19 protein-coding genes are annotated in these 21,959 nt (G+C 68.4%); 7 read left to right on the forward strand and 12 right to left on the reverse strand.

Annotated elements, in window-relative coordinates:
- Positions 1-155: 155 nt before the first annotated feature.
- The 3 genes from KEG38_RS02850 to KEG38_RS02860 form a co-directional block, all read right to left on the reverse strand.
- Entirely contained in the window at positions 156-2,702 is a 2,547-nt protein-coding gene (locus tag KEG38_RS02850) for an NHL repeat-containing protein (RefSeq protein WP_272417413.1), read from the reverse strand.
- Positions 2,703-2,770: 68 nt separating this feature from the next.
- The gene (locus tag KEG38_RS02855; protein ID WP_272417414.1) at positions 2,771-5,335 is read right to left on the reverse strand and encodes a delta-60 repeat domain-containing protein; all 2,565 of its coding nucleotides are present in this window, start codon (positions 5,333-5,335) and stop codon (positions 2,771-2,773) included.
- A 33-nt stretch (positions 5,336-5,368) separates the two neighbouring features.
- Positions 5,369-5,893 carry a hypothetical protein gene (locus tag KEG38_RS02860; protein ID WP_272417415.1) on the reverse strand — a complete coding sequence of 175 codons (525 nt, stop codon included), beginning with the start codon at positions 5,891-5,893 and terminating at the stop codon, positions 5,369-5,371.
- Positions 5,894-5,980: 87 nt separating this feature from the next.
- On the opposite strand from KEG38_RS02860, the gene KEG38_RS02865 reads away from it, so the two are divergent.
- The 4 genes from KEG38_RS02865 to KEG38_RS02880 all read left to right on the forward strand — a co-directional run bounded on the left by KEG38_RS02865 (position 5,981) and on the right by KEG38_RS02880 (position 11,950).
- Positions 5,981-8,068 carry a beta-galactosidase gene (locus KEG38_RS02865; protein WP_272417416.1) on the forward strand — a complete coding sequence of 696 codons (2,088 nt, stop codon included), beginning with the start codon at positions 5,981-5,983 and terminating at the stop codon, positions 8,066-8,068.
- 136 nt (positions 8,069-8,204) lie between these two features.
- Positions 8,205-9,716 (forward strand): vWA domain-containing protein, encoded by a 1,512-nt coding sequence (locus tag KEG38_RS02870; protein WP_272417417.1) that lies wholly within the window; start codon positions 8,205-8,207, stop codon positions 9,714-9,716.
- Between the two features lie 57 nt (positions 9,717-9,773).
- Entirely contained in the window at positions 9,774-10,745 is a 972-nt protein-coding gene (locus tag KEG38_RS02875) for a hypothetical protein (RefSeq protein WP_272417418.1), read from the forward strand.
- 95 nt (positions 10,746-10,840) lie between these two features.
- A complete protein-coding gene (locus KEG38_RS02880; RefSeq protein WP_272417419.1) occupies positions 10,841-11,950 on the forward strand; it encodes an AI-2E family transporter in 1,110 nt (369 codons plus the stop codon).
- Positions 11,951-11,952: 2 nt separating this feature from the next.
- Here KEG38_RS02880 and KEG38_RS02885 read toward each other — a convergent pair whose 3' ends face one another.
- Positions 11,953-12,966: a M23 family metallopeptidase gene (locus KEG38_RS02885; protein WP_272417420.1), complete on the reverse strand. Its 1,014-nt coding sequence runs from the start codon at positions 12,964-12,966 to the stop codon at positions 11,953-11,955.
- 126 nt (positions 12,967-13,092) lie between these two features.
- On the opposite strand from KEG38_RS02885, the gene KEG38_RS02890 reads away from it, so the two are divergent.
- Positions 13,093-13,776, forward strand: a complete 684-nt coding sequence (locus KEG38_RS02890; RefSeq protein ID WP_272417421.1) for an MgtC/SapB family protein — start codon at positions 13,093-13,095, stop codon at positions 13,774-13,776.
- 21 nt (positions 13,777-13,797) lie between these two features.
- Here the strand turns inward: KEG38_RS02890 and KEG38_RS02895 are convergent, their stop codons facing one another.
- From KEG38_RS02895 to mrtC, 5 genes are read right to left on the reverse strand one after another with little or no spacing between them, the layout of a single operon-like run.
- The gene (locus KEG38_RS02895) at positions 13,798-14,811 is read right to left on the reverse strand and encodes an NAD-dependent epimerase/dehydratase family protein (RefSeq protein ID WP_272417422.1); all 1,014 of its coding nucleotides are present in this window, start codon (positions 14,809-14,811) and stop codon (positions 13,798-13,800) included.
- Complete coding sequence (locus tag KEG38_RS02900) at positions 14,808-15,218, reverse strand: hypothetical protein (protein WP_272417423.1); 411 nt, start codon at positions 15,216-15,218, stop codon at positions 14,808-14,810. The genes KEG38_RS02895 and KEG38_RS02900 overlap by 4 nt, the downstream gene beginning before the upstream one ends.
- 13 nt (positions 15,219-15,231) lie before the next feature.
- On the reverse strand, positions 15,232-15,654 hold the full coding sequence (locus KEG38_RS02905; protein ID WP_272417424.1) for a hypothetical protein: 423 nt from the start codon (positions 15,652-15,654) through the stop codon (positions 15,232-15,234).
- A 1-nt stretch (position 15,655) separates the two neighbouring features.
- Positions 15,656-16,321, reverse strand: coding sequence for an HAD family hydrolase (locus KEG38_RS02910; protein WP_272417425.1), 666 nt, complete (start codon positions 16,319-16,321; stop codon positions 15,656-15,658).
- Positions 16,318-17,118 carry a myxosortase MrtC gene (gene mrtC, locus KEG38_RS02915; protein ID WP_272417426.1) on the reverse strand — a complete coding sequence of 267 codons (801 nt, stop codon included), beginning with the start codon at positions 17,116-17,118 and terminating at the stop codon, positions 16,318-16,320. The genes KEG38_RS02910 and mrtC overlap by 4 nt, the downstream gene beginning before the upstream one ends.
- Before the next feature lie 113 nt (positions 17,119-17,231).
- Between mrtC and KEG38_RS55395 the strand changes: the two genes are divergently transcribed.
- Positions 17,232-18,488 carry an extensin family protein gene (locus KEG38_RS55395; protein WP_272417427.1) on the forward strand — a complete coding sequence of 419 codons (1,257 nt, stop codon included), beginning with the start codon at positions 17,232-17,234 and terminating at the stop codon, positions 18,486-18,488.
- Positions 18,489-18,495: 7 nt separating this feature from the next.
- Here KEG38_RS55395 and KEG38_RS02925 read toward each other — a convergent pair whose 3' ends face one another.
- From KEG38_RS02925 to KEG38_RS02935, 3 genes are all read right to left on the reverse strand, one after another.
- Positions 18,496-19,020, reverse strand: a complete 525-nt coding sequence (locus KEG38_RS02925; protein WP_272417428.1) for a hypothetical protein — start codon at positions 19,018-19,020, stop codon at positions 18,496-18,498.
- 246 nt (positions 19,021-19,266) lie between these two features.
- Entirely contained in the window at positions 19,267-20,163 is an 897-nt protein-coding gene (locus KEG38_RS02930) for an enoyl-CoA hydratase/isomerase family protein (RefSeq protein ID WP_272417429.1), read from the reverse strand.
- A gap of 234 nt (positions 20,164-20,397) precedes the next feature.
- Positions 20,398-21,258: an MDR family oxidoreductase gene (locus KEG38_RS02935; protein WP_272417430.1), complete on the reverse strand. Its 861-nt coding sequence runs from the start codon at positions 21,256-21,258 to the stop codon at positions 20,398-20,400.
- An 87-nt stretch (positions 21,259-21,345) separates the two neighbouring features.
- Here KEG38_RS02935 and KEG38_RS02940 point away from each other — a divergent pair, with 87 nt between their 5' ends.
- A complete protein-coding gene (locus tag KEG38_RS02940; protein WP_272417431.1) occupies positions 21,346-21,744 on the forward strand; it encodes a winged helix-turn-helix transcriptional regulator in 399 nt (132 codons plus the stop codon).
- Positions 21,745-21,959: the final 215 nt, after the last annotated feature.

Raw genomic sequence — 21,959 nt, forward strand, 5'->3', positions numbered from 1 at the left:
CGTCAGACCCTTGACGCTCCGTGGGTCGATTCTTACTCTGCATAGACCCTTCGGTCCCAGCGACGCCATGATTCGCTCGATGACCCGAGGCAGAGCATGACGCGGCGCCGGGCGCGAACCCCCCCTACGCGCCCGGCGCCGCGTTCCACCTGACCCTACGGCGCGAGCCTCACGAGGCCGAAATCCGTCCCGGTCTTCGGCGAGAACCCACGACCGGCGAGAATGACCTTTCCGTCCGGCGATAAGAGCCCATCGTACGCGCCCCACGACCCCGGGGCCGATACCACCGCGCGCCCACCATTGCCGAAGCTCGCGTCGGGCTTTCCGTCCGGCAGATACTTGAAGACCACCATCGTCTCGCGGTCGAGCACGGCCTCGGTTGCCACGAAAAACGAGCCGTCCGGCAGGGGCACAACGGCGGGCACGCCCGTGGGCGCGAGGCTCCCGATGCTTTGCTCGACGAGGCCATTCGTTCCGAACGTCATGTCGAGCGCGCCTTTGTCGTCGAGGCGCGTGATCCCGAGATGGGAGGCGTCGACGTCGCCCGGCTTCATGAAGAGGCCCGCCACGAGGAATCCTCCGTTCGTTTGGCGCGCCAGGCGGGTTGCCGGGAAAGAATTCTCGATCGTCGTCACCCCCGCATTGCCGAAGGACGTGTCGAGCACGCCGGTCGGGAGGACACGGACCACGTAGGACGTCGTGGCGCCGCTCCGGCCCGAGGCGATGATCGTGCCGTCCGCGAGCACCACGAGGTCCGTGATCAGCGCCTCCGTCAACTGGAGCGCCAGAAACCCGTCGACGGCGAAGCTCGTGTCGTGCTCGCCCGTCCCGAGGAGCCTTTTGACATAGGGGATGTTGAAGAACGGGCCCTTCGTCGTCCCTCCGATCACGATACGCCCGTCCCCGTCGACGGCGATCGGATTCGGCGTGCCCTGGAGCGGGTGCTGTATGTTGAACACGCCATTGTCGCCGAAGCTCGGGTCGAGCGCGCCCGTCGCGCCGAGCCGCACGAGATGGCGGACGGACGGGTCGAGGGCAACGCCCGCGACGAGCGTCTTGCCGTCCGATTGCAGCGCGACGCTGAGCGCTCTCGAGAGCGAATCGAGCACGACGACGCCCCCCGGGCCGAAGACCCCGTCGAGCCCGCCGTCCGGTAAGTGCCGCGTGATCATCACGTTCGTGAAGTATCCATGGCCATAATCCGTGGTGCCCGCCGAGACGATCTTCCCGTCCGCGGCGAGTCTCACGGACATGGCTGCGTCGAGCGACGCGCCCGATTGCAGCGTGGCGAGCCCTGCCAGGCCGTACGCGTCGTCCTGCGCGCCGTCCGGCGTGATCCGCGAGAGCGTGGTGCCGGTGCTCGGCGGGAAGTCCCACCGCCCAGCGGCAATGACGCTCCCGTCCGGGGCCGCGGTGATGTCGCGGACCCTGCACGCCGGATGGACCGGCGCAATCCCATCCACGCCATACGTCTTGTCGAGGATCCCATTCGCGTCGAACCGAGCCACCTTGTACCCGCCCGAGCCGTTGAACGTCGTGAGCACCTTGCCGTCCGGAAGGAGCTGCATGGATTCCGCGGCGTTCGCGGAGACCGACGTGGTCGCGATGCCATCCCCGTCGCCGAACGTCGGGTCGAGTTTTCCATCCGCGTCGAGCCGCAGGACCGAGGTACCCCCCGTGGCCTCCCCGGTCGCGAAGATCTTCCCATTCGGCGCGACGGCGCAGAATGACGACGCATAGGCCGGGGTCGCGGGGTCGTAATTGAACAGGCGGAGCTCCTCCACCACGGCCTTGCCGTCGCCGTCGAAGCTCGGATCGAGCGCGCCGCTCGGCAAGAGCCGCACGAATGCCATTCCATCGAAGTTTCCGTGTTTGCCGCAGAGGACGATCTTGCCGTCGCCGGTGATGTTCACACTCGAAGGAAACGATCCATTCTCGAACGGGGGTTCGAGGACGCCGCCCTGTCCGAAGCTCGAGTCGATGCTCCCGTCGGCGAGGAACCGCTGCACGAGGTATCCCGGCGAAAGAGGCTCGCCGCTCCGGCCGGCGACGAGGATCTTGCCGTCGCCCTGAAGCGCGATCGAAACCGCCACCCCCTGTTCGCCGAGCGCGAGGCCCGCCTTGCCGAAGGAAGAAACGGGCTTGCCGGTCGCGTCGAAGCGCGCGAGGAGGACGTGGCTCTGCTCGGTGCCGCGCACGGAGAGGCCCGCGGCGAGGATGTCTCCATTCGGAGCGACCGCGACCGCCTGGAACGAGGTCCGGGTCAGGTTGCTCGTGAGCACCTTGCCGCCCTCGCCGAACGAGAAGTCGGGCGTGCCGCTTTCGGTGGCCCGGAAGAGGTACCCCTCGCCAAATGAAGTGTCGGACGTGCCGCCGGCGACGAGGAGCTTGCCGTCCGGAAGGCGTAACGAGGCGTGGACGTGATCCCAATTGGGCTTGTTTCCGGCCGCCGTGGCGACGCCGTCCGTGCCGAAGCTCGGGTCGAGCGCGACGACGGCCTCCGGGACGTTCGGCCCCGAGCCGCCCGAGCCGCCGGAGCCGCCCACGCCACCGGAACCGCCCACGCCGCCCGAGCCGCCCGAGCCGCCGGAGCCGCCGGAGCTCGACGAACTGGAGCTCGAAGAAGGGGAGCCGCCTCCGCCGCCGCAATGCAGGCAGAAGCCGCCGAGGACCATTGCAAGAAGGAAAAAGTGTCGACGCATGTGACCTCCGCGAAGGAGGTCACATTCTCATGTTTGCAAAGCTACCACCATTGGAAACATCACGCGTTTCACGGCGCGATCCGCACGAGCCCGAAATCCGTACCGCTCTTCGGCGAGAATCCGCGCCCGGCGAGGACGAGTTTCCCGTCCGGCTGCAAAAGCCCATCGTACGCTCCCCACGGCCCCGGGGCCGAGACCAGCGCGCGCCCTGCATTGCCGAAGCTCGGGTCGGGCTTGCCGTCGGGCAGGTACTTGAAGACCACCATCGTCTCGCGGTCGAGCACCGCCGTGGTCGCGACGTAAAAACCGCCGTCCGGCAGCGGTATGACCGCGGGGACGTCGGAGGTCACGACGCCCTCGACGCTCCGCTTGACGAGACCATTCTCGCCGAACGTCATGTCACGCACGCCCTTGTCGTCGATACGCGCGATGCCGATCTCGAAGCCGTCGAGGGCGCCCGGCACGATGAAGATGCCCGCCACCAAAAATCCGCCGTTCGTTTCCCGCGAAAGCCGGTTCAGCGCGGATGCATTCTGCACGGTCGTCACGCCCCCGTCGCCGAAGGACGGGTCGAGCGCGCCGCTCGGGAGCAATCGGACCACGAACGAGCTCGTGTAATCCTTCCAGCCCGTGGCGACGATCGTGCCGTCGTCGAGCGCCACGAGGTCGTGGACCTGTCCCAACGTCGCCGGCAGCGTGACCGCCCCGTCGCCGTCGAAGGTCGTATCGAGCGCGCCCGTCGCGAGCAGCCTCGCGAACGAGGGGATCCCATACGGCGAGCCCATTCCAATCCCTCCGACCACGACGCGCCCCTCGCCGTCGACGCCGAGCGTGATCGCCGTGGCCATCGATTCCGGGAGGTTGACGGTTCCATTGACGCCGAAGCTCGTGTCGGGCGCGCCCGACGCGTCGAGCCGCGCCACCCCGTAGGAGCTCGTGCCGAAGGCAGCCCCCATGACGAGCGTCTTGCCATCCGGTTGCAGCGCGAGGTCCACGGCCGGCGAGACCTTGTCGAGCAGGACGACGCCCCCCGCGCCGAAGCCCGCGTCGGGCGTGCCGTCCGAAAGGTGCCGCGTGATCATGGCGTTCGTGGCGACCGTTTGGGCGCCCATCGTGCCGGCCGAGACGATCTTGCCGTCCGCGGCGAGCTTCACCGAAAAGGCGACGTCACGCGTCGCGCCCGATTGCAGCGTGCTGATGCCCCCCTGCCCATACGTGGTGTCCTGCGCGCCGGAAGGCGTGAGCTGCGCGAGCGTCGTGCCGATGTTCGAAAAGCTCGAGCGGGCGGCGCCGACGACGCTTCCATCGGGGGCCAGGGTGATCTCGCGAACCGCGCCCATGGTGGGGAACTTGGCCAGGCCCGCCGTGCCGTAATTCGTGTCGAGGGTCCCGTCCGCGGAGAAATGCGCCACGGCGTAGGGCCCATCGTCGGTTCGGAATGCCACGAGCACCGAGCCATCCGGGAGGATCCGCAAGGACTCGGCCCAAGCCGAGCCGCCGTCCGCAATGGCAAGGGAGGCGAGCGCGTCCCCGCCGCCGAACGTCGTGTCGGGTTTGCCGCTCGAATCGAGGCGGAGCACCGACGTGGCGAGGGGGCTGCCGCCCGCCACGAGGATCTTGCCGTCCGGCGCGACGCCGCAGATCGAGCCGGAGAGGGGCGACGTCCAGTTCGCATCATCGTACAGGTCGAGGAGCGAGGTCATGAGGATGCCATCCTCGTCGAAGCTCGGATCGAGCGCTCCATCCGGCAGGAGCCGCACGAGGGTCGTGCCGGAGCCATCGCCCGGCATGCCGCAGATGACGATCTTGCCCTCGTTCGTGAGGGCCACGGCCGAGGCGAACGACCCATCTTCGAACGGGATCTCGACGATGCCCGCGTTCCCGAACGCCATGTCCACGCTCCCGTCGGGGAGGAAGCGCTGCACGAGGTATCCGGGCTGCTGGAAGGGCGGAAGGAGCAGGCCAGCGACGACGATCTTGCCGTCGGGCTGGAGCGCGATCGAAAACGCCGTCCCCGAGGCGCCGAGCACGAGGCCCCCCTCGCCGAAGGAAGCGACGGGCTTGCCGGTCGCATCGAAGCGCGCGACGAGCACGCGGGTGAGGTTGAGGCTGATTTGCGGCGAAGCCAGGCCCGCGGCGAGGACGTCTCCATTCGGCGCGACGACCACGCCGTGGAACGCGGCGCGGCTGCGTGTCGTCGCGAGCACCTTGCCGCCGTCGCCGAAGGATTTGTCGAGCGTGCCGTCGGCGTTGGCGCGGAAGAGGAATCCCTCGCCGTAGGAGGTGTCCGACGTGCCGCCTGCGACGAGGGTCTTGCCGTCTGGCTGGCGCGTGGAGGCATACACGATATCCCTGTTCGGCTGGCTCCCGGCCGTCGTGGCGAGGCCCGCCGCGCCGAAGCTCGGGTCGAGCGGCAAGAATGTCTCGCCGCCGCCCGCGCCGCCGCCCGCGCCACCCGCGCCGCCCGACGCGCCGCTGCCGCCGGAGCCGCCCACGCCTCCGGAGCCGCCCGCGCCGCCGGAGCCGCCGGAGCTCGATGAACTGGAGCTCGATGAAGGGGCGTCGCCTCCACCGCCGCAATGCAGGCAGAAGCCGCCGAGGACCATTGAAAGAAGAAAGAAGTGTCGACGCATGTGACCTCCGCGTGGGAGATCACATTCTCACGTTCACGGCTCCTCCACCATCGGGAACACCTCCACGCTCAGCGATTTGAGCGCGACGGCGCCTTCCGGCGGCCTTGCCTCCTTGAACGCATTGAGCTGATCACGCGTCTCCCAAATGCTGATCGTCATTCCTTTTCCGGTCGCCGGATCCGTCACGAAATAACTTGCCTTGCATCCGGGCTGCTTTCGCATCCAGGCGCGGTGCGCGCGCGCCTTCTCCAGGTCCGCGTCGCTCGCCTTTTCGTGCGTCACCACCCGGCAGAAACCTTTCGTGGGCACCGACGACGCCGACTTCTCGTTCGCTTTCCACAGGTTCGCCGCGGCCCACAACTTGCCGATCTGCAAGATGGGGTGCGCGCCTTCCACGCCGTAGTCCTCCGGCGTCACGACGCGGCCGCGCACCGAGAAGTAGCCGGTTCGCACGCCGAACTCGTCGTTCACGGCGTACTGACCGCCCGCGGAGCTCACGTGGTAGAGGCTGTCGTCGATCGTCACCTTGTTGCCGTCGACGTGGGTCTTGCTCGCCATGGGCGTACACTACCAAAACTCGGCGCCTCGTCCGCCTTTGAAGCTCACCGGGTTCGTCCCTTCTTTGCTACCCTCGCTCCCGCCGTCATGACCGCACGTGAAGACAGGGCAGGGGGCGAGGGCCTCGATCGTAGGGTGCGTCTCGTCCCTGGGGGCCTCGAGATCGCTGGCGAGGTCGTTCCGCTCCGCGCGGGCGCCGTTCACTACTGGCGCCTCGATCCGAACGAGTGGCGCGCGTGCCTCGAAGCCGTCAAGGCCATGGGCCTCCGCCTCGTCGACATCTACATCCCCTGGGGCGTTCACGAGGTCGCCCCCGGCAAACTCGAGCTCGGCGCGACCGACCCCCAGCGCGACATCACCCGCTTCTGCCGCATCGCCGAGGAGCTCGGCCTGTACGTCATCGCCCGTCCCGGGCCGCACATCAACGCCGAGCTCACGTACTTCGGCCTCCCCGAGCGCATCGTCTGGGACCCGGCCTGCCAGGCGCGATCGCCCGACCAGAACCCGGTGATGCTTCCCATGCTCCCGTTCGCGTTCCCCGTCCCGAGCTACGCGAGCGACGCCTTCCACGACGAGGCCGCCCGGTATTTCCAGGCCCTCGGCCCCGTGCTCACGCCGCTCCTCTACCCGAACGGGCCGATCGTCCTCTTCCAGATCGACAACGAAGGCGCGCTCTACTTCCGCGACGGCGCCTACGACCAGGACTACCACCCCGACGCGATCCGCCTCTACCGCGAGTTTCTCCGGGAGAAATACGGCACCATCGACGCCCTGCGCGCCTCCTACGGCACCGAGCTCGCGGAGGGCGAGGTCCCGTCGAGCCGCCGCGGCGAGGTCAAACGCTTCTCCTCGATCGACCCTCCGCGCAAGTTCGACGCCGAGCGCCCGCGTGACCTCGCGCGCCACCTCGACTGGTCCGAGTTCCACGAGCACCTGCTCGCCACCGCGTTCCAGCGCCTCGGCCGCGCGCTCGCCGCGGCGGGCATGGAGGGGCTGCCCACGACGCACAACCTCCCGCCGGGCCAGGACGCGACGCCGCTCAACGCCGCGCGTGTCACCAAGGTCGTCGACCTCGTCGGGCTCGACTACTACCACGCGGCCGATCCCACGAGCCGCGCCGTCATCGCGCGCCGCACGAGCGAGCTCGCGACGCGCTCGGAGGCCCTCTCCGTCCCTGCGTTCGCCTGCGAGATGGGCGCGGGCTTTCCGCCCTTTTTCCCGCCCCTCGACGAGCGCGACGGCGCCTTCACCGTCCTCTGCGCCCTCGCGTACGGCCTGCGTGGCTTCAACGTCTACATGGCCGTCGAGCGCGACCGATGGATCGGCGCGCCCATCGATCGCCACGGCCGCGCGCGGCCTTATGCCGTCTTCTGGCGGAAGCTCTCGGCCGCCCTTGAACAGACGAGCTTCCACGACCTGCGCCGAAAAACCCCGGTCCGCATCCTCATTCCTCGCACCGAGCGCAGGCTCGCGCGGGTCATGCACGCGTTTGGCCCGCTCTCCGGCGCGTTCTTCTCGATCGTCGGGGCCGGCGCGCGTGAGCGTTGCGTCGAGGACGACCTCGGCCTCGGGTATCCGCTCGCCATCGAGGCCGACAACTTCGCCCGCGCCTTCGAGCAAGCCCTCGAAGCGCGCGGCGTGCCGTTTGCCGTCGTGGGCGGCGAGGACCGCGACATCGCGCTCGGCGACGCGCGCTGGCTCATCTGCGCCACCTCCGGCGCCTTGAAGCCCGAGCTCTTCGAGCGCCTCGCCGAGGCCCACGAGCGCGGCGCGCGCGTCACGATCGGCCCGCGCGAACCTCGCTTCGACGGCGCCTTCCGGCCCCTTTCCGTCCCCTTCGATCTACGCCGCCTCGGCGAGGACGGCCTCCTCACGGGCGACGTCCCCGCTGCGGCCGACGCGGCCGTCTCGCATGCGATCGAGACGCTCGGCCTCCCCGCGTACGCCTGCGACCCTGGCGGCGTCTACGTCACCGTGCACGAGGATGCCTCGGGCGCGCCGCGCGTGCTTTTCATCGTCAATCCTTCCGAGCGGGACATCGTCGCCCGCGTCAGCGCCGGCGCTGCGCGCACGAAGGCGACCGACCTCATCGACGATTCCACCTTCGAGGCCCGCGCGGGCACGCTCGAAGTGCGCATGAAGCCTCGTACGGTGCGTATGCTGGCATTGCGTTGATCGCGGAGGGCATGTCCGTTGCTTTCCAGACCTCACCCCCGCCCCCTCTCCACGCGGTGGAGAGGGGAGATGAAATGCCTCTTTGCCCCTCTCCACCGCGTGGAGAGGGGTTGGGGGTGAGGCTCGGAGGTGCTCGATGAAGAACGTCGTTTTCATAGGCTCGGCCGCCCTCTCGCTGATCGTCGCCGTGGGTCTCGCTGCGTGCGGGGCCGACGAGGCTGGCAGCGACTTCGGGGGTTATTCGGAGCCGCCGGGAGAATCCTCGGGCGGTAACGTCGCGCCGCCACCGGCCCCGCCGCCCTCGGAGGGCACCGACGCGGGCACCGACGCCGCTGCACCTTTTGCGTGTGATGGCCTCGACAAGGACAGCCCTGTCATCCTCTACCTCTCGGCGGACGACTCCAACTCGATGGGCTCTCCCGTCCAGATCCGCGAGCTCTTGAACAAGGGCATCACCCCGTCCGCGAGCCTCGTGCGCACGTACGAGTTCCTCAACTACTACCGCATCCAGTACCCCGCGCCGCCCACCGGCGAGCTCTCGATCCTCCCGCACCTCGGCGAGACCAAGGTCGCGGGCGAGCTCGACCTCCAGCTCGGCGTCCGCTCCTACGACGCGGTCAAGCCTCGCCGCCCCGTGACGATCACGTTCGTCCTCGACACCTCCGGCTCCATGGGCGGCGAGCCCATCGAGCGCGAGCGCGCCACCATCACCGCCATCGCGCAGAGCCTCGCCGAGGGGGATATCGTCAATGCCGTCACCTGGAACACGAGCAACAACATCGTCCTCTCCGGCCACAAGGTCACGGGGCCGAACGATCCGCAGGTGCTCGCGATGGCCGCATCCATCGAGGCGAGCGGCGGCACCGATCTCTCGACGGGCCTCGCGGTCGGTTATCAGCTCGCGGGCCAGCATTACGGCACGGGCCGGCTCAACCGCGTCATCCTGATCAGCGACGGCGGCGCCAACGTCGGCGTCACGGACGAGGACCTCATCGGCCTGCAATCCGAGGACGCCGACAAGGAGGGCATCTACCTCGTCGGCGTCGGCGCGGGCCCCGGCGAGAACTACAACGACCTGCTCATGGATACCGTCACGGACAAGGGCCGCGGCGCATACGTTTATCTCGACAACCCGGCCGAGGCGACGCGCATGTTCGTCGATCGATTCGACGAGACCATGGAGGTCGCCGCGCGCGGCGTGCAGGTCGAGATCACGCTCCCCTGGTACATGCGCATGTTCAAATTCTACGGCGAGGAGTACTCGACGAACCCCGAGGAGGTCGAGCCGCAGCACCTCGCTCCGAGCGACGCGATGATCTTCAACCAGGTCATCAAAGCGTGTGACCCGTCGGTCGTCGATCCGAACGACAGCATCACCGTCGTCGCGCGCTGGAAGACCCCGCTCACGTATCTCGACCGCGAGGTGAAGGTCACCATGACCCTCGCCGATCTGCTCGCCGCGCCGAAGCCCCAGCTCGCCAAGGGCAAGGCCATCGTCGCGTATGCCGAGGCGCTCAAGAATCCGAGCAAGGAAGCCTTCCAGAGCGCGCTCACGCTCATCGAGGAAGCCAAGGCAGGCGCGTCCGACCCCGAGCTCGACGAGATCGCCGCCCTCATCGCCAAGCACCCCGTGCACCTCCAGCCCTGACCCTTTCGGGACGAACGGCGTTGTTGCTTCTCCGCCGGAGAACTCCTAAAAAGGGCCGTGCGAACGATTGCGAAGATTCTCGGAGGCCTCTTCATGAGCGGCCTCGTCTGGGCCGGCTGCAGCGACGATCCCCAGCAAACCCCGGACGATCCGCTCGCCGGCCTCCCCAAAACCTATGCCCGCGTCCAGTGCGGCCGCGTCTTCGCCTGCTGCGACGCCGCCGAGCGGGACGACGTGCTCCTCTTCGACCCGGTCCCCGCGACCCAGCAGGAATGCGAGGCCCGATACGAGAGCTTTTTTGGCGCCGTCGTCGTCGACCTCCGCAAGGGCATCGACGCCGGCCGCCTCGTCTACGACGCGGCGCGCTCGGACGCCTGCTTCACGAAGGCCGAATCCGCGACCTGCGCCGATTTCTTCGGCACCGATTTCCTCGAAGAGGACCTCGATTGCGAGGCCGCGTTCCAGGGCACCGTCGCGCTCGGCGGCGCCTGCCTCGCCGACGACGAATGCAAGGACCCTGGCGCCTCCTGCGCGGGCGCCTCGGGCGCGGATCTCGGCACCTGCAAGGCCCCGCCCGGCGAGGGCGAACCTTGCCAGGACGGCCTCTGCGGCCCGGGCCTCACGTGCCGGCTCGACGAGGGCATGCTGAAATGCGTCGCCCCGACCGCCGACGGCGGCGCGTGCGAACTCGATATCGATTGCCAGAGCAGTTATTGCGATTTCCAGTCCGGCGTCTGCGCCGCGCCCGCAGAGGTCGGCAGCGCGTGCTCCGTCAATGCGGGCTGCGCGAGCGGTTATTGTGACGTCGCGGCCGGGACGTGCGCTGCGAAGAAGACCGACGGCGCGGCGTGCGTCACGAGCGTCGAATGCGCGAGCGGCTTCTGCGACGACGCTGCGGGCGCGGGCGCCTGCGCGCCCACGAAGCCGGACGGCGCGGCTTGCATGGTCTCCGCCGAATGCGCGAGCGGCCTCTGTGACGCCGGCGCTTGCAGCCCGAGCACTGGCACCCCCGTCTGCGACGGCCTCTGACCGCACGCTCTTCGAAGTCGCGCGGCGGCCTGCCGTTCCGGTTGACGCCGCGCCTCTTTCATCCCAGGTCTCCGGTTCAGCGAGGCGTGCTGTCCATGGACCGAGATCGCTGGCTCTCCGTTGTGCTGAGGACGGCGCTGCTCGTCCTGTTTTTCTGGATGATCCGGACGCTCCTCGTCCCGATTGTCCTGGGCGGCCTCTTCGCGCTCCTCCTGAGCCCCCTTGCCGAGAAGGCGAAACCCCGGCTGGGCCGCGCCGAGCGCCATACGCCGCTCCTCTTCACGTTCGCCACGATCATCCTCGTCGTGATCCCGTTCGTCTTCTTCACGATCGAGGCCATCCAGTCGATCAGCGAATTTCTGGCCCGTGATTGGACGCCGACGATCCAGCGCTTCCAGTCGTTCCTGACCGAGGGCATCGACATTCGCGGCCGGAGCATCCACATCGGCGGTCCTCAGCTCCAGGCGGCCATCCAGAACATCGGCCAGCGCGCGGCGTCCTTCGCGGCCACGTTCGTCGGCGGCATGGCCACGGCGTTGCCGGGGTTCATCCTGAGCCTCTTCCTGTTCGGCGTCTCGCTTTATTATTTCCTGCGCGACGGCGGCAAGCTCGTCCGCTGGATGTTCCGCTTCTCGCCATTCCCGCCGAACCAGACGCGCGAGCTCTTTGCCTCCGTCCGCGAGACCGTCAATGGCGCGATCCTCGGCATCCTCGCGACGGCCGTGGTCCAGGGCAGCCTCGCGCTGCTCGCCCTCAACGTGTTCGGCGTGCCAAACGCGTTCTTGCTCGGCGTCCTCGCCGCGCTCCTCTCGTTCATCCCGCTCGTCGGCACGACGCCGGTCACGGTGGGCTCGACGATCTACCTCTTCGCCACGGGGCACGTCGGCAGCGCGATTGGAATGGCGATCTCGGCCGTGATCATCGGCCTCTCCGACAACGTCGTCCGCCCCTGGGTGCAGAGCTCGTCGACCCGCATGCACCCGCTCATCGCGCTGGCCGGCATCTTCGGCGGCCTCGAGCTCTTCGGCCCGGTCGGCGTCTTCCTCGGCCCCGTCATCGCGGCCATGGCCGTCTGGACCGTCGACACCTACGCGAAGCTCCACCCCCCGCGCCGTGAGGCGACCGCACCGCCCACGGACAAGGACACGATCGTGCCCCCGCCGTCGAAGCCCGCGCCCGCGCCGGAAAACCCGCCCTTGCCGTGACCTCAGTGTGCCGGGCGTGGCGCGGCGTCGAGCCGCTGATCGAGCTCGGCCTTCACCTTCAGGAAGACGTGCCGTTCTGCCTCGGGCACGGCCGTGGCGGGCGGGGTGAGGAGAGTCTCGGCGTCGAAATAGGTACCCTTCGCGCGTGCGCTGAAATGCAGGTGGGGCCCCGTCGAGCGCCCCGTGCTTCCGACATAACCGATGAGCTGGTGCGCGCGCACCTGATCACCCACCTCGAGCCCTTGTGCAAACTTGGAGAGATGGGCATACCCGGTTTCGGTCCCGTCCGGATGCACAATGGCGACCCAGTTTCCGTGCGCCCCGTGGGGGCCGACGAAGCTTATGGTGCCGCGATACGACGCATAAACCGGCGTCCCTTTGGGCGCGCCGAAATCCGTCCCCTGATGCGGCATCGGCCGGCGCAGGATCGGGTGCATGCGGCGCGGGTTGAAGGGGGACGTCCTGCGCAGATTGGCGAGGGGCGAACGCCAGCCGGTCGAGCAGGCCTGTGTCCCCGTCGCGTCGAAATAACCCTGCAACTCGTGCCCTACGAACTCGTAAAACCGAGACGGCTCGCCGACGGGCGGCCGGTACTCGACGGCGAGGATATGCGTGTCGCGGCTGCCGTCTTCGGCCCCTTTTTCGTCTGCGACGAGCCGGATCGTGGCCCCTTCGCGATGGTCGTCGTCGGGCAGGCAACTGCCGAGCGCGTCGTCGATTTCGTCGAGAAAAACCTCGTCGAGCTCCCCTCGGGCGGCGGAGGGCCCCGGCGATACCCATACGAGCGCGCCCGCCTGCTCCTGCTCGGGCGTGACCAACTCGCGGTGAGCCGCTTCCGTGCTTGCTGACGGGGCGGCCGCTGTTCGCTCACCCGCCGCGCGGGCCCAGGACTTCTCCAGCGAGACGGACCAGCAGAAAAACGGGATCCACGCCAATCCGAGGATCGCAATGCACCCGAGCGCGACGTCGAGCGTGGCGATCGTGCGCCGTGAGGAGTCTGGATCGAACGGCTCCATCGAAGAGAGCGAAGTTTTACCAGCACCGATCGGGGCGTGCAACTTGCTGGCACCCCTCCCTCGCTCCCGAGGCTTGCGCCGCCGCTCCACGCGTGCACAATGGGTGTGACTCGAGGAGTCGAGGCCATGATCTCTCACGTTGAGATGATCACACGCATCGTCGTGGGTACGGCGCTCGGCGGAATCATCGGCTACGAACGCGACCGGCACGGCAAGCGCGCGGGCCTGCGAACGCACCTCCTCGTCGCGACGGCATCGGCCACGTTCATGGTCGTGTCCGCTCACTTCGTCTACTTTCAAGGGTACACGGAGGGGGAGCTCGTCGAGGTGGACGGCTCACGCATCGCGGCCTCCGTCGTATCGGGCATCGGCTTTTTAGCGGGCGGCGTCATTCTGCGGACCGGGCTGACGATTCAGGGGATCACGACCGCAGCGGGCCTCTGGCTGGTGACCGCGATAGGTCTCTGTGCTGGCGCGGGCATGCTGCTCGAAGCCGCCGTCGTGACGGCCATGGGGCTCGTGGTGCAGACGGTCGTGCGGCGACTCGAGGGCAAAAGCAACGTGCTCGTCCGGAAGCGCGTCTCGGTGGTCCTCGCCGACTCCAAGCAACTCGACGACGTGGAGGCATTGCTCGATGAACTCCACGTCGTCGTCTTCAACATCGACTACGAGCGGCGCCTCGATGAGGAGCGGCGGATCTCCATCACCTTCGACGTCGGTTTTCCATCGGCGCTCCGCGTGGGCGACCTGATCGAGCGGCTCGAACGGCTCAAGGATGTTCGGCGGGTGCACGTCGAGAATACGCACTGACGCCTTCGTCCTCGGGCCTGCTCAGAGCCACCCCTGTTCCCGGTAAAACCGCGCCGCATCCGCGAGCGACACGTCGAGCGGCCGTGACGTATACCCGAGCTCCCGCGCCGCCCGCTCCGACGACAAACGCACCCGAAACGTGCTTTGCAGCGCCATTTCGTGGCTCAGCATCGGCGGCCGGCCCGTGAGGCGCGACGCGCTCTCCATCAGGAACGACAAACCCATCACGGCTCGATCCGGCAGCGTGAAACGTGGCGCCTTCCCGCCGGCCGCCGCGGCGATTCGCGTGAGCAGCGCGCGCACCGAGAGCGCCTCGCCTCCGAGGATGTAATGCCGCCCGGAGCTCCCCCGCTCGGCGGCCGCGAGGTGCGCCGTCGCCACGTCCCGCACGTCGCACGTCGTCCGGATCCCGTTCGGCGCGGCGATCGTCGTGCCCTTCCGCGTCGCCCAAAAGAGCGGCAGCACGTTTCGTTTCCAGTCACCCGGACCGAACACCGCCACCGGATGCGTGATCACCACGAAAAGCCCCTCGCGCCCGGCGCGCTCCACCTCCTGCTCCGCCAGCCATTTCGTGTGCGGATAGACCATCTGGAGCGGCGCGAAATTGTACGGGCTCGTCTCGTCCACCGTGACGACCGCATGGGGAGGCGGATACGGCTTTCCGATCGTCGAGCCCGTCGACGTGAACACGAATCGCGGGACGCCCGCGCGCCGCGCCGCCGAGAGCATGTTCCGCGTGCCCGTGACGTTCGTCCGCTCGATCTCCACCCATTTCGCGCGCCACATTCGCACGTCGGCGGCGACGTGATACACGACCGACGCGCCGCGCATGGCCTCGGTCAGCGTCTCCACGTCGTCGAGATCCCCCCGCACGATTTCGAGCGCGGCCCGCGGCAGGTCTCCCGGCAAATCCCCGCTCCGCGACAGCGCGACCACGTGGTGCCCCGCTTCGAGGAGCTGCCGGATGATCTCCCAGCCGAGAAACCCTGTCCCGCCCGTCACGAATGCGGTCTTTCGCCGCGGAATGCCGTTCATGCTCGTTTCCCTCGCCTGGACGGCCGTGGACGGTCGAGGTAGGCGCGCGCCTCGGCCTCGGACGCGAAAAACACGATCTGCATCTCGCGCGGCGCCGTCCCGATGAATCGCGCCGCCCGCACGACCATTTCGGTCACAACCCGGATCGTGAAGCTCGCGCCGATGCAGAGGTGGGTCATCGGGGTCGTGACGCGCTTGCCCTGCAGCACCCGCCGCGCCTCGATCGTCGCTCCGGTGACCGCGGAGAGGTCGCAGAGCACGAAGATATGGTCTTTTCCTGCGGACCAGTCCGATTGAAAATCGAGGAGCCCTTCGAGCGACGGACCGTCGATTTCCCCCGAGAGGCGCATGGCGAAGACGTTCGGCTCCTCGATCCACGCGACTTGCTCCCCGAATTGCCGCCTCATTCGCCTCCGCACCTCACCGGATGAGCTCGCGTAGTTCCTTGCGCCGCTCGGCGAGCCACGTCCGCGCCTCGGCCTCGGATTCGAAAAAACCGAAATCGACGCGCCGCTTCGTGAGCAGACGGCCGGCCGTGAGCACCATCTTCGCGAGCGTCCTCGCGGTGAAGCTCGCCCCCAGAATGGCGACCGCGCCCGGCGCCTTCCGCTCCCGGTTCCACGCGACCATTTCCCGCCGCGCCTCGGTCGTGATCGTACCGGCCTGCCCCACGTGGATCAGGATGAGCCGGTAGCCGTGGCGTTTCTCCAGGTCCCCGCGGAGGGCCTGCATGTACCGCTCGACCTGCGTGTCGTAATCGCCGCGGAGCCACACGACGAGCAGATCGCCCTCTTCGCGGATCTCGACGGTCGTGGGTTTGTCCGGGAAGTCCACGGCGACCATCTCACCACCTCTCGATGCGCCACCCGCGCTGTCGGGCGAGGCGTTCGAGCCGCGGATCGGGATTCACGGCGACAGGCTTCGCCACCCGTTCGAGCAGGGGCACGTCGGTCACGCTGTCCGAATAAAACGTCGCCTCTTCGAGCACGAACCCGAGTTTGTCCGCGAGCGCCTCCGCGCGCCGCACCTTCCCTGCGCCGAGGCAAATCGGCCGCTCCGCCCGACCCGTGAAATGGCCACGCGCGTCGATCTCGAGCTCGGTCCCCACGACGTGCTCGATTTCGAGTCGTTGCGCCAGCGGCCGCGCGGCGTACTTCGTCGCGCCCGTCACGATCGCGCAGACGTCGCCGGCCTCCTTGTGCCTCTTCACCGCGCGCCGTCCCGCGTCGGCGACGTGCCGCTCCACGTATTTGCCGAACCAGTCTTCGCAGCGCGCGATGAGCGCGCTCTCGGGCGTGCCTGTAAGCGGCGCGAGCGCCCTCTCCGCCATGTTCTCTGCGTCGAGGAGCCCGAGCGTGTATTGCCCGACCCAGTAAAACGTCTTCAAGAGGTCGAACGTCGACGCCTCGCCGATGTCGCGCAGATACCGCACGTAAAGGCTCGCGGTCTCCTTGCGCACGAGCGTGCGATCCATGTCGAAGAGCGCCGCGCGGGGTTTCGGTGCGTTCATCGCGAGAACCCGTAGCCGCGCTGGAGCGTCGCCGAGAAGATGTTGCAGAGCGCGTGGAACACGACGCCCGCGCCGACGCCGCCCGTCCGCGCGCGCAGCCAGCCGAAGACGAGCGACGGGAAAAACACCGCGAGCCGGTCCACGCTCGGCACGGTCAAAAAATGCCCAATCGCGAAGATCGCCGACGAGACGATCAAGGAAGGGCCGAGCTCCGCCCCGAACACGCGCCATCGGGGCGGCCACGCGGCGTCGAGCCGGGTCTGGAGGTATCCCCGGAAAAACGCCTCCTCGGGCAGCGCCACGGCCAGAAAATGCCCGGAAATCTCGTTCAACGGCGACTCGAAGCCCCGGAACACGAAGGGCATCTTCACGCGCCAGAACAGCTTGAAGCCGAACCAGAACGGCGGGAAAATGATCGCCGCGAGCAAAAGCACCCAGAGCGAGGCCGAGGCCGCGTCACGCAGCAGCCTGCGCCGATCGAGCGGGAGCGGCTCGAGCAGGCCTCCGAGCGAGAGCCCGTGCGCGCGGATCACGTGCTCGTCTCCGCGCAGGACGAGCCACCACGTGACCGCGAGGAACGCGAGCCCCACGGCCGTGCCCGCGTGATCCTTGGGCGCGAGGTACGAGAGCGCGGTCACGAGGAGCGTCGTGGCGAGCGCGACGAGCAGCGGGCGGCGCGCGTTCGGCGCCTCGGGGACGGGCTCCAGGGGCGCGGCGGGCGCGGGGCTCTCGGCGCCGAGGCCCGGGGCGGGCGGCGGCGCGGGGGTTTCGAGGGGGGCGGGAGGATCCGGCAGCACGCGCCGGCGAGGATAGCTTCGTCTGGCCGGCGGCGCGAGCCCGTGGTCAGGGGGTGGTCCGGGAAGATCTTCGATTTTCTGGCCTTCCTGGGGACGGTGGGTACAGTCGGCTCGTGGTGCTCGGTTCGCTTCTCCGCTCCCTCGGCCCGTCCTGTCTCGCGGCGCTCACGTTCGGCGCGGGCATGCTCTGCACCCGTCCGGCGAGCGCGGTCTCGCCGTTCCTGGTGACGCCTGACGCCTCCGTGGTCGATGCGAGCCCGGCGTATCGATACGCGAACATGACGGACGACGAGGCATTCGCCGAGCTCGACAAGAGGAGCCTGCCGTACGTGCGCATCGACCCCGTGCCCGGCGTGCGCGCGCCGGTCCGGCTCACCGGGCGCCTGCACGGCGTGTTGATCCATTCGGCGTTGCCGGAGGAGCAGCGGTCGACGTCGATGTTCGAGATCCTCGACGCGCGCTTGGCGCTTGCGCTCGACGATTTCACGGCGGTGCTCGAACGTCACGAGATCGACGAGCTCGTCCATTACACGATGTACCGGCCGAACGTGCCCCGCGAGATGCCTGCGCCCGTGGTGGCGAAAAAGGCGCCGGCGCAGAGGGAAGCGCCGAAGAAGGAATCGGCGAAGAAAGAGGCGCCCAAGAAGGAGACGCCGAAGGCGGATGCACAGAAGGCGGAGGCGCCGAAAGCGGAGGCGCCGAAAGCGGAGGCGCCGAAAGCGGAGGCGCCGAAAGCGGAAACGCCCAAGACAGGCTCGAAGCTTCCGCAAGCGAATGCGGCGAAGGCGTCGGACCTTGGCAAAGGCGCGCTCGGGACCAAGCATTCCGAGGGCGCGACGAAGGGCACGAAACACAAGGCGCCCGCCGCGGTCCAGGCAAAGCCGCGCGAGATGGTGACGGCGAGCGAAAAGCCGAAGACCGCGCCGCATCATGCGCCGAAGACCGCGCCGCATCATGCGCCGGCGAAGGCCGAGGCGAAAGCGGCGCCGGCGAAGCCCGAGGTACAAGCCGCTCCCGCGAAGACCGAGCCTCACGCAGCGCCGGCGAAGACCGTGCCCCACCCGCGCTGGGCCCCGCCGGGCACGCGTCATCCCGCGGGGCTCGCGATCGACGTCGGCCGATTGCGTAAAAAGGACGGCACCTGGATCAGCGTCCTCGACCATTTCCACGGCAAGATCGGCGAAAAGACCTGCGGCGAGGGAGCCCGCAAGCCCGAGCAGCCCGTCGCGCAGGAGCTCCGCGCGCTCGTGTGCGAATCCCAGGACGCGGGCATCTTCACGTACGTGCTCTCGCCGAATTACAACACCGACCACGCCGACCATTTCCACATGGAAATCAAGCCCGGCGTGCGGTGGTTCCTCGTGCACTGACCGGCGCCTATCGCAGCGCTTTGAGTGGCGATAGGACCCCATATTTGAGATCGATCGGCAGCTTGAGGGTGCCGCCGAAGACCATCTCGACGGGGGGGAGCGGGCCGTCCGAGAGCGGTGCGAACGGGATGTCGAGCTGGAACGTGATCGAGGCGAATCCGATCGACACGAAAGGCGCGAGGTGCGCGCCGACGAACGCGGCTCGCTCCTTGGTCGCGCTTTCGAATGTGGCCCCGACCTCGGCACCGAAGATCGAGGTATTGATCTGCGGGCCGAACGAAACCCGCGCGCGCTCGAAGCCCACGGCGCTCGCCTGAACGAAGCCTCCGTATCCCACTCCTCGGCCGGACGCGTTCCCGTAATGCACGAACGTGATCTCACCGCCGAGTAGCCCCAGCGCGGGCTGCTCAGGTCCGAACACGACGCCGCCCATCGGCCCGACCGTGAAAACGTTCCACCCGTCGGCGCGGCTCGGGCTCGTGGAGACGAGCAGCATGAGGGCAACGGCGAGCGAGGAGACCCGGCGGCGCATGAACCGGGGAGCGTGGGGGAGCGCCTGGGCCGCGTCAATCGAATCGCGCTTCGCGCGGCGAGGTTTTTCTTGGCGTCCCGGTCGTGGCGGACATCGCGGAGGCGCAGAGAAGGCCGGAGCTCGCGGTTCTGTCGGCAATGGCGCACGGGCAGACGAAAACTGCGTTCGAGGTGGCCGTGGCTGCATTGACCGCGAGCGTTGAGCATCGAGGACACGGCGACCCGTGCGCTCTATGTGGATCTCGTGCTAGTCGGTGGTCCGGCCGGCCTGGAGCGCCGCTTCGTACCCGCCCGGAATGTAGAGCGGCAGCTCTCCCCGCGCGGCGGTCTGCTCCTGGTACGCGCGCATCCGCCTCTGGCCTTCCTCGGCGACGTCGAGCCCCAGGAATTCTTTCGCCTCGAGCTTGATGCCTTCGGGGAGCGGGAGCGAGCCGCCGAAGTACACCGAGCGCTTGATGGCCGCGAGGCTCGGCTTGTGGCGCTTGGCGAGTTCGTCGGCAAGCGCGATGGCCTTCGCGACCACGTTCGCCTTCGACACAACGGCGTCCACTGCGCCGATCTCCAACGCCTGCGCCGGCGTGAACGGTTTGCCATCGAGGATGGCCAGAAGCGAACGATGGACGCCCAAAAGGCGCGTCAGTCGCTGGCTGCCGCCCCCACCGGGCATGATGCCGAGCAGCACCTCCGGCTGGCCGATGAACGCGTCGCTGTCCGCCATGACGCGCAGATCGCAAGCCCAAGCGAGCTCAGCACCCAGGCCGAGCGCGGCGCCTTCCAGCGCGGCTACGAAGACGGCGGCGACGCTGTTCATACGCAGAAAGAGCGCGTGCAGGCGATCGAGGCCGACGTAGTCCGGCGGCGGAGGAGGGGCGGCGGCCCCCGACTGCTGCCTCGCCAGATACTGCGCGCCCCCCTCCTGCAGCCACTTCACGTCCGCGTGGCTGATGAAGCGCGTCGGGTGGCTGCTCGCGAGCACGACGGCACGGACGTCAGGATCCTTGTCCACTCGCTCCACCAGCGCTTCCAGCTGCCGCGCCAAGTCGGCGCCGAACACCTGCAGCGGCCCCGCGTCGATGCGAACCAATAAGGTGGCGCCGCGCGCCTCGACCGCCAATTGCGCCTTGGGCTCTTGTGCTTGGGTCATCTCATTCCTCATCTCTCGTTGTTCTCAGGTGACCAAATGGTGTGCGTGCGGGCGCGCCCGCTCGCCGAAGTGGGGTGGGCGAAAGCGCGGCGCGCCGCGGGCTCTCGCGTCGTTTCAAATCAGCGGATCCGTACGACCGTGCGGCCGCGGACCTTGCCTTGCAGCATCTCTGCCGCGACCCCGGGGACGTCCGCGAGGCCGATTTCGCGCGTTGCGGACGCGAGCTTTCCAAGGTCAAGATCGGTCGCCAGGCGCGCCCAGGCCTGCTTCCGCCGACCTGGGTGCGTGCACGGAGTCGATGCCGGCCAGGGTCACGTTGCGCAAGATGAACGGCGCCATGGATGCGGGCAGGTCCATGCCCTGCGCCAGCCCGCACGCCGCGACCGCGCCGCGGTACTGCGTCTGCGAGAGGACATTGGCGAGGGTGTGGCTGCCGACGGAGTCCACTGCGCCGGCCCACCGCTCCTTGCCAAGCGGGCGCCCCGGCTTCGATAACTCTTCTCGGTCGATGCATTCGGCCGCCCCCAGGGAGCTCAGATAGTCCGCTTCCGCCAAGCGTCCGGTCGACGCGAGGACCCGATAGCCGAGCGTCGACAGCAAGGAGATCGCGACCCCTCCCACGCCGCCGTTCGCGCCGGTCACCAGGATCGGCCCGCGGTCGGGAGCGAGCCCTGCGTGCTCGAGCGCGAGGACGCACAGCATCGCGGTGAAGCCGGCGGTACCGATCGCCATCGCGTCCCGTGTGCTGAACGCATCCGGTACGGGCACGAGCCAAGCTCCAGGCACCCGGGCCTGCTCCGCGTAACCGCCGTGGTGGGTCTGGCTGAGCCCCCACCCATTCGCCAGCACGCGGTCGCCTGCCTTGAAATTCGCGTCCTCGGACGACTCGACGGTCCCGGCCAGGTCGATGCCGCCCACCAGCGGGAGCACCTTCATGATATCGCCGCGTCCGGTCAGGGCCAGCGCGTCCTTGTAGTTGACCGTCGACCACTCGACGCGAAGCGTGACCTCTCCCTCACCCAGCTGGTCCGCGGGCAAATCTGTCAGCTCCGTCGAGAGGCCCGACGCCGATTTTCTTGTGAGCAGTGCGTGCATGTCGCCTCCGGGTCACGGACGTTTAGGTCGCCACCGCAGGCATTGCAAGAACGCACAATTTTCGCCTATACTACCATTTTTGTAAGTATGAGATCCCGACGTCACGATCCGAAGAGCGGCTGCGGCGTGGAAGCCACGCTATCGGTGGTCGGCGGGCTGTGGAAGCCCCTGATCTTGTTCCATCTCCTCGGCGGCAAGCTGCGCTTCATGGAGCTCACGCGGCGCATCCCGACCGCCACGCAGCGGATGCTGACGCTCCAGCTGCGCGAGCTCGAGGAAGACGGCGTGCTGGTGCGGCACGTCTATCCGCAGGTGCCGCCCAAGGTCGAGTACGAGCTCACCGAGTTTGGGCGCACGTTGGCGCCCGTCCTGCGGACGCTCCGCGACTGGGGGGCCACCTATCTGCGCGCGCGTGGAATCGAGCCGAATCCCCTGCCCGGCCGTAGTCCCAAAGCGAGCCCGCGCGGGCCCACCCGTGCTCGGTGATCGCGAGGGCGATTCACTCGGGCGCGCTCGGCGGTCGCACGCTCTCCGCGACGCGCGCTCTTCACCGAGGGCCTCTGCGGTCAGACGCTCGCGCGAGCTGCAGGAACGGGCTCGCGGACGCCACGCCAGGTGCGCCCGCACTCGACGCACGGATGTTCGTTCCCCGGCTCCCTCCCCTGGATCTCCGTCCAGCGCTCCCGCGACAGACCTGAACG

Origin of the sequence: Polyangium jinanense (assembly GCF_028435265.1) — a bacterium.
GTDB lineage: Bacteria > Myxococcota_A > Polyangia > Polyangiales > Polyangiaceae > Polyangium > Polyangium jinanense.